At 49.6% G+C, this 12,548-nt stretch carries 11 protein-coding genes, 1 pseudogene and 1 riboswitch; of the genes and pseudogenes, 7 read left to right on the top strand and 5 right to left on the bottom strand.

The window, feature by feature from the left end; genetic code table 11:
* Positions 1–10: 10 nt before the first annotated feature.
* The 6 genes from etk (at position 11) to ACG0Z5_RS21950 (ending at position 5,464) form a co-directional block, all read left to right on the top strand.
* Positions 11–2,194 carry a tyrosine-protein kinase gene (etk, locus tag ACG0Z5_RS21975; RefSeq protein ID WP_394451183.1) on the top strand — a complete coding sequence of 728 codons (2,184 nt, stop codon included), beginning with the start codon at positions 11–13 and terminating at the stop codon, positions 2,192–2,194.
* Between the two features lie 72 nt (positions 2,195–2,266).
* Positions 2,267–3,277: a UDP-N-acetylglucosamine--undecaprenyl-phosphate N-acetylglucosaminephosphotransferase gene (wecA, locus tag ACG0Z5_RS21970; protein WP_394451181.1), complete on the top strand. Its 1,011-nt coding sequence runs from the start codon at positions 2,267–2,269 to the stop codon at positions 3,275–3,277.
* A gap of 190 nt (positions 3,278–3,467) precedes the next feature.
* Positions 3,468–3,794, top strand: a complete 327-nt coding sequence (locus ACG0Z5_RS21965; protein WP_394451179.1) for an antibiotic biosynthesis monooxygenase family protein — start codon at positions 3,468–3,470, stop codon at positions 3,792–3,794.
* Positions 3,787–4,179: an amino acid-binding protein gene (locus ACG0Z5_RS21960; protein ID WP_394451177.1), complete on the top strand. Its 393-nt coding sequence runs from the start codon at positions 3,787–3,789 to the stop codon at positions 4,177–4,179. Before ACG0Z5_RS21965 ends, ACG0Z5_RS21960 begins: the two co-directional genes overlap by 8 nt.
* A 2-nt stretch (positions 4,180–4,181) precedes the next feature.
* Positions 4,182–4,886 carry an ArsR/SmtB family transcription factor gene (locus ACG0Z5_RS21955; RefSeq protein ID WP_394451175.1) on the top strand — a complete coding sequence of 235 codons (705 nt, stop codon included), beginning with the start codon at positions 4,182–4,184 and terminating at the stop codon, positions 4,884–4,886.
* A gap of 29 nt (positions 4,887–4,915) precedes the next feature.
* The gene (locus tag ACG0Z5_RS21950) at positions 4,916–5,464 is read left to right on the top strand and encodes a GNAT family N-acetyltransferase (RefSeq protein WP_394451210.1); all 549 of its coding nucleotides are present in this window, start codon (positions 4,916–4,918) and stop codon (positions 5,462–5,464) included.
* Positions 5,465–5,493: 29 nt separating this feature from the next.
* On the opposite strand, the gene ACG0Z5_RS21945 is transcribed toward ACG0Z5_RS21950, so the two are convergent.
* From ACG0Z5_RS21945 to ACG0Z5_RS21925, 5 genes are all read right to left on the bottom strand, one after another.
* Positions 5,494–6,012: an Hcp family type VI secretion system effector gene (locus ACG0Z5_RS21945; protein WP_394451173.1), complete on the bottom strand. Its 519-nt coding sequence runs from the start codon at positions 6,010–6,012 to the stop codon at positions 5,494–5,496.
* A gap of 1 nt (position 6,013) precedes the next feature.
* Positions 6,014–6,343: a putative T6SS immunity periplasmic lipoprotein gene (locus ACG0Z5_RS21940; protein WP_394451170.1), complete on the bottom strand. Its 330-nt coding sequence runs from the start codon at positions 6,341–6,343 to the stop codon at positions 6,014–6,016.
* On the bottom strand, positions 6,340–6,897 hold the full coding sequence (locus ACG0Z5_RS21935) for a type IV secretion protein Rhs (protein ID WP_394451168.1): 558 nt from the start codon (positions 6,895–6,897) through the stop codon (positions 6,340–6,342). The genes ACG0Z5_RS21940 and ACG0Z5_RS21935 overlap by 4 nt, the downstream gene beginning before the upstream one ends.
* Before the next feature lie 215 nt (positions 6,898–7,112).
* Positions 7,113–9,530: a DUF3772 domain-containing protein gene (locus ACG0Z5_RS21930; protein WP_394451166.1), complete on the bottom strand. Its 2,418-nt coding sequence runs from the start codon at positions 9,528–9,530 to the stop codon at positions 7,113–7,115.
* Positions 9,531–9,683: 153 nt separating this feature from the next.
* Positions 9,684–10,616, bottom strand: a complete 933-nt coding sequence (locus ACG0Z5_RS21925; protein WP_394451164.1) for a YadA C-terminal domain-containing protein — start codon at positions 10,614–10,616, stop codon at positions 9,684–9,686.
* A gap of 379 nt (positions 10,617–10,995) precedes the next feature.
* A riboswitch (TPP riboswitch) is annotated at positions 10,996–11,091 on the top strand.
* Positions 11,092–11,158: 67 nt separating this feature from the next.
* Between ACG0Z5_RS21925 and ACG0Z5_RS21920 the strand changes: the two are divergent.
* Positions 11,159–12,457: pseudogene (locus ACG0Z5_RS21920) on the top strand (tyrosine-type recombinase/integrase); the annotation flags it as partial.
* Positions 12,458–12,548 lie beyond the last annotated feature (91 nt).

Below are 12,548 nucleotides of genomic sequence, written 5' to 3'. Positions count from 1 at the left end.
AATGACTGTTATGTCGACGAAAAACATTCATGCTCAAAGCGGAGCATCTGCGCCAGATAATGAAATTGATCTGGTTCGCCTGCTCGGTGAGCTTATCGACCACCGTCTGGTCATCATCAGCGTGACCGCACTGTTTACGCTCACGGCGCTGGTTTATGCCCTGTTCTCGACGCCGGTGTATCGGGCTGATGCGTTGATTCAGGTGGAGCAGAAGCAGGGGAACTCTATTCTGAGTAGCCTGAGCCAGTTAATGCCGACCGGCTCGCCGGAGTCGGCCTCTGAAATACAATTGCTACAGTCTCGGATGATCCTCGGAAAAACGATCAGCGATCTCAACCTGCGCAACATCGTACAGCAGCAGTATTTTCCGCTGTTTGGCCGCGGTTGGGCACGTCTGACAGGGGAGACACAGGGCCAATTAGTCATCAGTTGGATGAACATCCCGCCGCGAAAGGGCCAGGCACAAACCCTGTTGTTGACCGTGGGTGAGAAGGGGCACTATCTGCTTGAAGGCGAGGGTTTCCAGCTAAAAGGTGAGGTCGGGCAACTGCTGGACAAAGACGGTGTGGCCCTGAAAGTGTCAGATATTCAGGCGAAACCGGGCACCGCATTTTTGCTTCGCCAGCAGCCGGAACCCGAAATCCTTACCGATCTACAGCTGAATTTCACCGTCCGCGATCGTGGTAAAGACAGTGGAATGCTGGAACTGACGATGACCGGTGAGGACCCTCAGCAGATTGCCCGCATCGTCGATAGCATTGCTGATAATTATTTGCAGCAGAACATTGCTCGCCAGGCGGCTCAGGACTCGAAAAGCCTTGAGTTTCTACAGCAGCAGCTCCCGCAGGTGCGGGGTGAATTGGATGAAGCAGAAGATAAGCTTAACGACTATCGCAAGCAGAGAGATTCGGTGGATCTCAATCTTGAAGCCAAAGCGGTACTGGAACAGATAGTCAACGCGGATAATCAACTCAACGAGTTAACTTTCCGGGAAGCTGAGATTTCTCAGTTGTATAAAAAGGATCACCCTACTTATAAGGCGCTGATGGATAAGCGTCGAACGCTGGAGCAGGAAAAAAACCGACTGAATAAGCGCGTGTCCGCCATGCCGTCAACTCAGCAGCAGGTCCTTCGTTTGAGTCGTGACGTAGAATCCGGCCGCGCAGTCTATCTGCAACTGCTTAACCGTCAGCAGGAGTTGAGCATCTCCCAATCCAGCGCGATTGGTAACGTGCGTATTATCGACACCGCGTTGACCCAGCCGATGCCAATCAAACCGAAAAAAGCCATCGTGGTCGCGATCGGGATTATCCTGGGGCTCTTTATTTCGGTAGGACTGGTGCTTGCGCGCTCACTGTTGCGCCGTGGCATTGAGTCACCGGAAGCACTGGAGGAGCAGGGGATTAATGTCTATGCCACGGTGCCAATGTCTGAATGGCTGATGAAGAAAACGCGCCTACGCAGTAAAAATATTCTTTCGCAAAAGGTACGCCATAAAACCAAGAACGTCCCGTTCCTGGCAACGGATTATCCGACCGACCTGGCGATAGAGGCCATTCGTGGCCTGCGTACCAGTCTCCACTTCGCAATGATGGAGTCGCCGAACAACGTACTGATGATTTCCGGAGCCACCCCAGACAGTGGGAAGACGTTTATCAGCAGCTCCCTGGCGGCGATTGTGGCGCAGTCCGAACAGAAAGTGTTGTTTATCGATGCCGATATGCGCCGCGGCTATATGCATGACCTGTTAGGCATCGACAATGAAAGCGGGCTTTCGGATCTGCTTTCCGGCAAGGCCAGCATGGCAGAGGTAGTGAAACCTTTTGCCAAGGCAAATTTTGATGTCATCACCCGGGGCCAGGTGCCGCCGAACCCGGCGGAACTGCTCATGCATGAACGCTTCCGCCAATTGATGGCGTGGGCGAACGATAATTACGACATGGTTATCGTGGATACGCCGCCGGTTCTGGCAGTCACCGATGCGGTGGTGATGGGGCGCATCGTAGGCACGAGCTTGCTCGTTGCACGTTTCGGGATGAATAGCGTGAAAGAGATGACGGTCAGCGTCCAGCGTCTGGAGCAGGGTGGCGTGAACGTTAAAGGGGCGATCCTCAACGGCGTCGTCAGACGCGCCAGTAGCGCATACGGCTACGGCTATGACCATTATGGTTACAGTTACAGTGACAAAAATTAATACCCGCCACCGCGGCGAGACTTTTGCGTTAACTAAAAAACCGACAGCGGCTGGTTGGAGAGAGTCAATCATATGGAATTTTTAATCATAATGCTGAGTGCAACCGTCGGGCTGGCGCTGGCTGGAAGGGCTGCTCCGGTATTTGGCCTGGTGGACAGGCCCGACGCGCGTAAGATCCATACAGGTCACATTCCGTTGGTGGGGGGGATCTCGCTCTGGATTGCGATGAGTTCATTGCACGTGTTACAGCCCAACTGGCTGCTGCATCAGGAAATATTCTTGCTGTGCACATTGATGTTGCTGGTGGTGGGGAGTCTGGACGATCGTTTTAACCTGCCCGTGCTCCCGCGTCTTATTGTTCAGGCGATTGCCGCAGTGCTAATGATACGTGAAGGGCTAGGGTTATGGACACTTGGCGAAATTATACCCGGATATGTCGTCACACTCGGTGCCCTGTGTTGGCTGATTACCCTGATTGCCATGTGGGCATCGATTAATGCGTTCAACATGATCGATGGTATCGATGGTTTACTCGGCACGGTCTCCAGTGTCACCTTTGGGGCGCTGGGATGGTTGTTTTATGTGCACGGTAATGATGGCGCGTGGCAATGGTGTCTGGCGTTAATGCTGGCACTGATCCCTTACCTTATCGCGAATCTGGGTCTTATTGGCGGTTCAAAGCGCAAGGTGTTTATGGGGGATGCGGGCAGTACGGTAATTGGTTTCGTTGTCATCTGGTTTCTGATCATCGCCACGCAGTCTGAGGACGCCGTAATCGATGCGGCGACAGCCCTATGGCTTATTGCGTTACCGTTAGGGGATATGTGTGCGGTTTCGCTGCGGCGTTTACTCAGCGGTAATAGCCCATTCCGGCCGGATCGCGGACATATCCATCATATTTTAATGAAATGCGGCTTTAGCTCACGACAGACGCTGCTGATATTACTGATAGCCACTCTGATACTGGCGTTTATCGGCATCCTGTTCGATAAAACCGGAGTAGCAGAATGGCTTAGCCTGATGATATTTTTGCTGGTGTTTTCCGGTTGGCTGCGTTTTTCTATTCGGGTATATCACCGCTGAGAATGGTCAGAACACGCAGTGCTACGGGGTTGTGCGTTCAATCCTCGACCCCGTCCCCTCCTTGGACGACCTCTGGCGTTTACGCATAATTGCGGGTCTGTCGCCACGTCTGCATACTTCGTTCCTCAACGAAGTATCCGTTTTTCTGTTCGTTATAGTCCTCGTTAATACCATCACCGAGGGCTATAACATGATTGCTGTACTTTTCGAAGCGACCCTTTCTCCTCAAAAACAGGACCGCTATTTTTCGCTGGCCGCGCAGCTTAAACCCTTCCTGACAGAGGTGGAGGGATTTATCTCGATTGAGCGATTTGAGAGTCTTACCACGCCAGGCAAAGTTCTTTCACTCTCATGGTGGAAAGACGAACAGGCAGTGCTGGCCTGGAAAAAAAATATGCTGCACCAGCAGGCCCAGGCTGAGGGGAGAGCGTCGGTCTTTGCCACTTATCAAATCCGTGTGGCGGAACTCATTCGTGAATATTCGTTCACTGCACAAGAGGGGATTCATCATGGATGATGTTCACGTTATTTTGGATAATAGACCTGGCCAACTCGCGCTATTAGGCATTACGCTTGGCAAACAGGGCGTGGGCCTGGAAGGCGGTGGCGTCTTTACGGTCGGAGAATGCGCCCATGCCCATTTTCTTGTCGATGATGGTCAGAAAGCCAGAGCCGTACTGGAAAACGCCGGATTTGTGGTGGTGGCTGTTTGCACGCCGCTTATCCGCAAATTAAAACAGGAGCGTCCCGGCGAGCTTGGCGCGATTGCGGCAACGCTTGCGCAGCATGGTATCGCCATACTTACGCAATACAGCGATCATGCGAACCGGTTAATTCTGGTGACGGACAATCCACATAAAGCAGACCAGGTGACAAGGTCGTGGGCAGAAAACAGTAGGTAACCATGCACAAGCATCAGGATGACACCGACAACGACAGTGCGCTGGAATATTCGATGGCGAGCCTTGCCGCGGCGCTGGCAGATGCGTCTCGGGTGAAAATCCTGTGTGCCTTAATGGATGGCCGCGCGTGGACCGCAACGGAACTGGCTACCGTGGCGGACATCTCCGCCTCCACGGCCAGTGCTCATCTTGCGCGGTTGCTGCAAAACAGGCTGGTTACATGTCTATCTCAAGGGCGACATCGTTATTACCGTCTGACGGGCAGCGATGTCGCTAAACTACTCGAACAGCTGATGGGCCTGTCAGGAATAAGTCACCCTTCACCGATCGTTCGTACCCCTGTTTCACTCAGAAAGGCGCGAACCTGCTACGACCATCTGGCGGGTGAGGTTGCGGTCAGGCTTTATGATTCACTGGTAAAAAAGGGCTGGCTCGAAGCCGATGGTTCCGCACTCACCGAAACCGGGCGCGACCATTTTTCCCGGCTGGGCATTGCACTTGGCGATGAGAGCAAACGGAAAGCGTGTTGTGCCTGCCTTGACTGGAGCGAACGGCGATATCATGTTGCTGGTAGTGTGGGTGCCGCGCTGCTTCTGCATTGTCAGCATAAAGGATGGTTAACTCGCACCCCGGGATACCGAGAGGTGACGGTTACTGCGTCGGGGAAACTGGCGTTGCGCACGCTTTTTGATGTGATAACGGATTAGCACCTGACTAATTGTAAGAGGGGACAATGATAACGACACCGGAAATCATCACGTCGAGGCTTATTCTCCGCCCGCTGTGTTCAGAGGACGCCATACACATTCAGCGCAAATTCCCGCGTTGGGAAATCGTGCGATATCTGATCGCCTCCGTGCCGTGGCCGTTCCCCGAAGGCGCGGCACAGCATTATGTTGATAATGTGGCACTGGAGGCCAGTCGAAACGGTAAAGGCTGGTTTTGGTCACTGCGTCACAAGGATAACGATCAGGAACTGATTGGCGTGATTTCGCTAATGGATCTGCCGGATAACAACCGTGGTTTCTGGCTGGTGCCGGAATTTCAGGGGCAAGGTCTCATGACCGAAGCCTGCGAGGCGGTGAATTATTTCTGGTTTGAAACGTTGGACAAAGAAGTGCTCAGAGCGCCGAAAGCGGCGGTGAATGAACGCTCTCGACAGCTCTCCAGCCGCAGCGGTATGCGTTTGGTCCGTACGGAAAAAGCGCAATACGTTTCGGGTGAACTGGACTCAGAACTGTGGGAAATCACGCGTGAAGAATGGCGACGTCTGGCGCGGGAGTGAGGCGTCGGATACTGCGATAAGCGTCAGGACTACTGTTGGCCCTGCTCGTGTTGATTTGTTTTTTGCTGCGGGGCTGGCTTCATCCAGGCATCATCATATTTAATATTGCCTCTAACGTAATTCCATTCAATTCCCCGAAATCCGAAGCCAACAACTTCGTGCATGTTAGGTGAAGAACTGCCCGGATAATAAACATGAGTGAAGTCAACAGATGAAATAACCACGCTGTTGAGCGTGATACTGTAAATTTCAACTTCTAATCCCTCATCTACAGTTTCATAGTATTTAATCACTGCTTTCTGTAAGCGTTTTGATTCGCACAATGCGACAGCAAGATAAGGACTCAATTTATCAAGCTGCTTATGAATGATGACAGGGTCGTGTTGCCTTGTCCCGGTCATGCTTCCCGTATGGCTATCGACACCTTGTCTCATACCGTAGCTGCTGTTCATCACTTCGATAGCGCCTTCCCGACCGGGAATAATACAGTTTCCCGGCACCAGTATTCCATTTTCATCGTAAAGAAATAAATAAGCGGGTAGTGACATTTTAACGCCTTCCATCATTGTCAATAAAGAAATTATCTGTATAGGATTTTCCATCAATACCATAGTAAATACTATATTCATACCCATTCTTAAATTTAACTTTAATGCACGTGTCAGGATATGATAGATTTAAACCCTCAGCCGTTTTAATTCTCGTATATATTCCTTTTGGTGCATAGTAAATGTTGTAATGTTCTAATATCTCATTATTATTTATGCTAAAGCAAATTACATCATTTTGCATAAAAATGCCACGGTATTCAGGTGCTGAAGGTCCGCCAGGACAACCTGTTAAAAGAAGTGCTAAAGGTATGAGCAGCAATGTTTTCATCCGGGGAATCCTTTTAATGCTGATTTATATTTTTGGATTAACGAGTAAACTGAGCCATTAGGATCGTAATCACGGTATTTATATAATCCATTGTTGCCTTCAAAGCCAAAGTGCAGAAGTAACCAGAAATCACTTACGATAGATGCTTGTTGCTCAAGCCCGTAGTGAAACAAATCAGCTTTATCTAAGCTGTATGTATAATCAGCAAAACGGGAAAAAAGCCCTCTGGTTCGGACAAACATTCCTTTTTGGGTTTGCCATGCGTGCATCATTTCATGCATAAATATGTGTTTCTTTGGTAGTTCATCTAAGGAAAAATCAGGTGAATAAGTTCCCTCCCTAAACCACAGTTCTCCATTGGGCGTCATAGCGAAATTTATAGGTTGTAGATTAAACGGAAGATAGCTCTCCCGGTGTACCCACACGCGATAATATTTGATGCTACCGCCGTAAAGCGTCTTAGCTAATGCTATTTCCCCTATAGTGAGTTGCCTGACACCTCCGGGAACTATAGATGTACCCGATGTGGGTTTAATTTTTTCATTGACGGGCATAAAACTCACACAGTGATGGTTTTTTTGAAGCGTACGCCTAAGAAACTAAAATAGAAATTATTTATTTAGTGAATGAGTTGAAAGCTAACAGATTTTCGTTAGAGGTTTAACTAATAAATATGTGGTTGGTGTTTTTCTATTACTGTTTCTATTAACGCCATCCGGTTAATAGTTCTCTTAATGTCAAAGGGCCACCGCCAGGGTGGCCCTGTCTGTTATTCCTCTGTCACCGCTTTATGCGGCTGTTCGAGGATCATGGTTTGTGTCTGGCTCAGGCTAATATTCGCCTCGCGGAGCATCTTAAGGATTTCATACAGCAGATCACTGCGTGTAGAACTGACCATGCGCGGGCTGTTCACATAACCCGTTACGCTGAGCACAATGCCGTTCGGCCCTAACTCTTTAAAGCTGACCGATGGCGCGGGAGCTTCCAGAATGGATTCGTGTAGGGTGTAGGCCATCAGCAGCAGGTTACGCACCTGTTCAGGGTCGATATCCAGCGGGAAGGTCAGGGTAATGGTCGCCACGCCTTGTGCATTTCCCATGGTGGCGTTGCGTACGTTCTGCGAAATTAACTGCGAGTTGGGGACGATCACCGTCGATTTATCGCTGAGCTGTATTTCCGTGGCGCGGACATTGATCCGCCGTATATCCCCCTCGACGCCGCTGATACTCACCAGGTCGCCCACTTTGACCGGACGTTCTGTCAGCAGGATCAGACCGGAGATAAAGTTTTTCACAATCTCCTGAAGACCAAAACCGATACCTACCGACAGGGCGCTGACAATCCACGCCAGCTTGTTCCATTCGATGCCGAGCATAGACAGCGTCAGCATGATGATCAGCACATAGCCGACGTTGGTGAATAGCGTGACCAGCGACGCTCGCAGGCCACGATCCATCATGGTTTTTGGCAGGAAGTCGTTATCCAGCCAGCGACGGGTGGAGCGTAAGACGTACCAGCCAATCACCAGACACAGAAACGCATTCAGAGCATGCGCCGGAATAATACTGACGCCACCGATACCTTCGCCGCCCCAAATATCGACGATTTTTTTCAATAACTCGACCGGGGTGGTACTGCCGAAAGTCCCGTTGAGCAGCGCGATGGCGGCCATCAGCAACAGCGAGGTTTTCCCCACCGCCGAGAACAGCGTGGCGGCGAGCGACAGGTGACGATCGTTAAGGCTCAACGTACTTTTGAGAATTTTGCCGCTTTGGGTGGACGGGGAGAACACGCTGTCGCAGAGATCGACCACGAAGTGAATGAGCAGATACAGACAGCTGACCACCAGGCCAATCCACAGCAATTCAAAGGTGACAAAGCGCGCCAGCGGGATATAACCGATCAGCAACGCACCCAGAATAACCACCGCCGTTAGGCTGATCACCAGATGAATCAGGCCCGCAATCGTTGAGCGGGCTTCAGTCTGCTCACCCTCGGCGCGCATTTTGCGTCGCATACGGTTCACGCGTACCGGCGCTATCAGACAGTTCAATGCCACCAACAGGGCCGACAATCCGTTGCCAAACAGGGTGGCGGCAATGCTGGTTCCGACCAGGGCGTTGAGCTGCTCAATGATGCCGAAAATGAAGATGGACGTCGCTAGCAGGACCGGGAACGACCCGAGCGTTTTCGCCAGCGAATCGGCAATCCCCGGCAGACGCCAGGAAGGGTGATTGTTCGACAGTAAGGCAATCCCAAGCCCGGCGATGATCGCCGAGAAATAGGTCAGCTCGACCAGTTGATCGGCAAATTCCAGCACCGGCTGCGCGGTATCCGGCAACCGTGTGAAGATATAAACCAACAGCTGCATGCTGATGCCCAGCGTAAACATCGTGCTGAGCGTGGTGAAGCAGGCGAGAAAACTTCGACGGAATCGGCCCTGCGGCAACCAGCGCGGGAGGATCCAGCCAACGGGTTTATCCAGCGCTTTGCGTCCAAACAGGCCAATGACCAGCGCCAGTAGCAGATAGGATCCAGAACCCACACGCCACTCTTCGCTCCATGCCTGGCGCCAGGCGTCACTGACCTGTGAACCAAAAGCATCAAAGCGTGCGGCATCTTTCTCGGCCGGATTAATCAGTGGGGACCAGAATTTCTCCCCGAGAATACTGCCGGTGTTCAGCGCAATTTGGGTTTTTAACGCATCACGGCGTAAACCAAAGATTTGAGCTGATAAGTTCTGCGCGCCCACGCCGATGGCTTTGGTTTGCTCAATCTGGGTGGTCAGAAGGGTTTTGCTGTTATTAAGCTGTTTGCGCTGGCTGACCACCTGCGGGGTTTCCGTCAGCGTGCCGGGGGCCGGCGGTGGGCCAAGGACATCCAGCTGAGCCTGAACCTGTGCCAGCTGCGGAGCCAGTGCCACGGCGAGCTTATCGGCGTCGCTAACCAGCCGCTGGGCTTCATCATTCAGCGCCGTGAATTGCTTGTCCACCTTCGCGGTAGAAACCTGCTGCTTCAGCGCATCCAGACGTTTTTGCAGAGCGGGTAACGCGATGTTGGCATTAACCTTTACCGGTTGTTCCACATCAGTTTGCGCCTGGCTGTCATCCGCCTCGGCCAGAAACGGAGTCAACATAAAACATGACAGCAACGCCAGCAGCAGCGACACTTTAAACATTTTTCGCATACAGAGATGTACCTGGGAGTTCAGTAAACGCGTGGCCTGAGCCTGATCGGCTTAGGATACCTGTTATTGGCGAAAATCGTATCAGGTAAATCTGTGTTAAAGAAGCAAATGTCAGCAGTCTGGCCCCTCTGTCAAAAAGGGGCCGGGTTAATCTTAAAAACCGATACCAATGCCTGCACCCATCGCTAAATCATTATTAGTCGAATCACTAATCCCTGCTTTGATAATCGCATGTTCGCCAGCATGGAAAGAAGCGCCCACGCTTAACGCTTGTTCATCTTTAAAGGAACCAATACCTGCTGAGAACATGACAGCCTGAGACTTTTCAACTTGCGGCATTGAGGCGATAGCCACGGCGCTCGCGACGCCTGAACGCGCTTCTTTTTTGTTGCTATCTACTTCATCTTTAAGGCTTCTGAATTGTGTGTTACTGCTCGCCTGTGCTTGTTCAAATACTTGTTTAGCGGCATTCAGATCATGGGCTTGTGCCGTGGTTTGCGTTTTGAGGGTGGCAATCTGGTTACTTTGAGACGCAATTTTAGCCTGTGAAACAGTATCGACTTTAGTGATAGTTGTAGTAATACCATCCTTACCATTTACACCGTCTTTAGGTTTTGGTTCATTCTCAAGAGTGGTAATACGGGTGGTATTGGCTTCTGCTTTATTATTAGCAATATCAGCAGTAGATTGAGCCGCACCAATTGCCATATCCTGGCTAGTGTCTTTGTCATTCTGGCTGTTCTGATAAATATCAAAAGTCGTCGTATCAACTTTATCAGTTTGTAATGATGCAATATCAGCAGTGTTTTTATTAATACTCTGGTCATGAATGATAGCAACATCTTTAAGGCCATTGAGATCAGAGGCATTGTGAGTAATAGCGTTGGTTTGTTGAGTATTAATAGTATCAATTCGTGTTATATCAGAGCCAATTCCAGCCACAGCGCCAGAAAGTTGGTTAATTGCAGTTTCAACATCGCCACCATCGGCTAAGCTAACATCTGAGGCGAGAGTGGCCGCATTGACCGTAGATGAAAAAATAGCAATAAACACAGCAATAGAAACGAGTGCTTTATTTGATTTCATTTGACAATATCTCATTAACAAATTTAGATTAAAAATGTAAATTATTTTACTTACATTGATCATTCTGTAGGTCATCAAGGATGAGAATGTTTTTATTATTCATGCCGCTTATTTTGCGGCGTGAACTATCCATTATAATGATGATCCAAATATTGACCTTGATCACAAATAGCACGCATAGTCAAAAGTTCGAAAGTGATATTTAGGGGTTAATGAAATAATGTTTCAAACGAAAGTGAAAGGTGTGGGTTAACTTTTTTTAAAGATAAAAATGTACATTAAATGCTGCGAAAAATCGGCAAATGTAAGCGATCTGGGTCGGCAGGCTTGCTTCAACAAACAACTTCCCCTAACCTTGCTGGCGGTAACCTAATGGTTACCAAATGACTCGGGGTGCCCTTCTTTGTGAAGGCTGAGAAATACCCGTACCACCTGATCTGGATAATGCCAGCGTAGGGGGCCGAAATTCGGCCTACTTATCATTGGATTACATTTCTTTTTGTCCGTGCGTAATGCACTTGAGGTACAAAAAGGGCTTATCCATGAGGTTAAAATCACTTCCGTACACCTTCAAGAGGTACGGTAACTACTACATTCAGATCCGCTTATCTGATGGGCGGTCATACAAAAAATCACTTTCTACAGACAGTTATCGCGAAGCATCTGCTTTGATGATTAGCATCATTCCGCACATTCCTTTTCTTAAATCATTAGCTACGCCGATCCCTGTGTTCGAAGCGTTTTTATCAAATCTGATTACGTTAGAACGCAAGGCTGCAAGAAATCCACTTTTAGCCCAACAACAGCAGATAATTGTTCCTACTGGAATAATGGATTCTCAAGCGCCAGCCGAACCGGAAAAAGTGCTAACCCTTTCTGATGCGTGGGCTATGTACAAAGCCGAAAAAGGGCGCAACTGGACGAAATCGATCTCAATGGCAAATGAGCGCTACATGGAAGTGCTGCTAACTGTCTTGGGAGGGGAAACTGATGTAACGGTAATCACCAAACAGGACATTAAGCAGGTAATGGAAGTCGTTGAAAATCTGCCTAAGCGTGTTGTTCAGCCTTACCGCTCAATGTCCATTCAGCAATTGATAGAATGTGATGACGTGCCACCGGATGAGCTGGTGGGTGTTGAGGCCATCCATAAGCATCTCAAGATCTACAAATCACTGTTCAAAACTTTTCTTACCGAGGGCAAAGACATTCTGCCTAAATCGCCAACTGATGGCGTAGTGGCTGCGCCATCAAAAGCAAGATTTGGCGCATACAGCACGGCGGAGATGAAAAAGTTTGTTGGATGGGCGCTTAAGCAGCCTGATAACTGGCAAAAATGGATCACGTTATTATTGGCATACACGGGGGCGAGAAGAGGCGAGATAGGCAAACTGGAGAAGTCACAAATTAAATTCGACGAAGATAGCCAGCGTCATTATTTCCTGATCGCTGAGGGAGGGCAGGGGAAAACGGAGAATGCCACAAGGCAGGTAGTTATTCACCCAAAGCTAATTGAATGGGGGTTCATGGAGTACGTTGATAGGCAGTGGAAAGATCGGATTTTTTCAGAAGTGGCAGGTACAAACATGACTAAGATCGGTAAGGTCTTTGCTGATGTTCGAGATCAGTTGGGTATTCCTTATCTGGACGATTATGGGCAGCGGCGGTTGCTGCATTCTATTCGTCACTCGGTCTGCTCTGCTGCGATGGCTGGCTGGGTCACTAACATTCTTCATCTTCAGCAAATTGTTGGTCATGAGAAGAGCGGGGGAATAACTAAGCGCTATCTACATACATTTCCGCTATCTACGGTTTGCTATGTGATAGATGGTTTGAGTTGGACGGTAATCCCCCCATTTTTAACGGAGGTGATAAGTAGAATCAGTTCATGCGCTGAATATGCTGCATCGGCGTGAAGCCATTCAGTGCCAT

The organism is Scandinavium sp. M-37 (assembly GCF_043558715.1).
Lineage (GTDB): Bacteria > Pseudomonadota > Gammaproteobacteria > Enterobacterales > Enterobacteriaceae > Scandinavium > Scandinavium vulneris_A.
The sequence above is the reverse complement of the archived record's forward strand: the minus strand, read 5'-3'. Positions and strand labels throughout refer to the sequence as shown.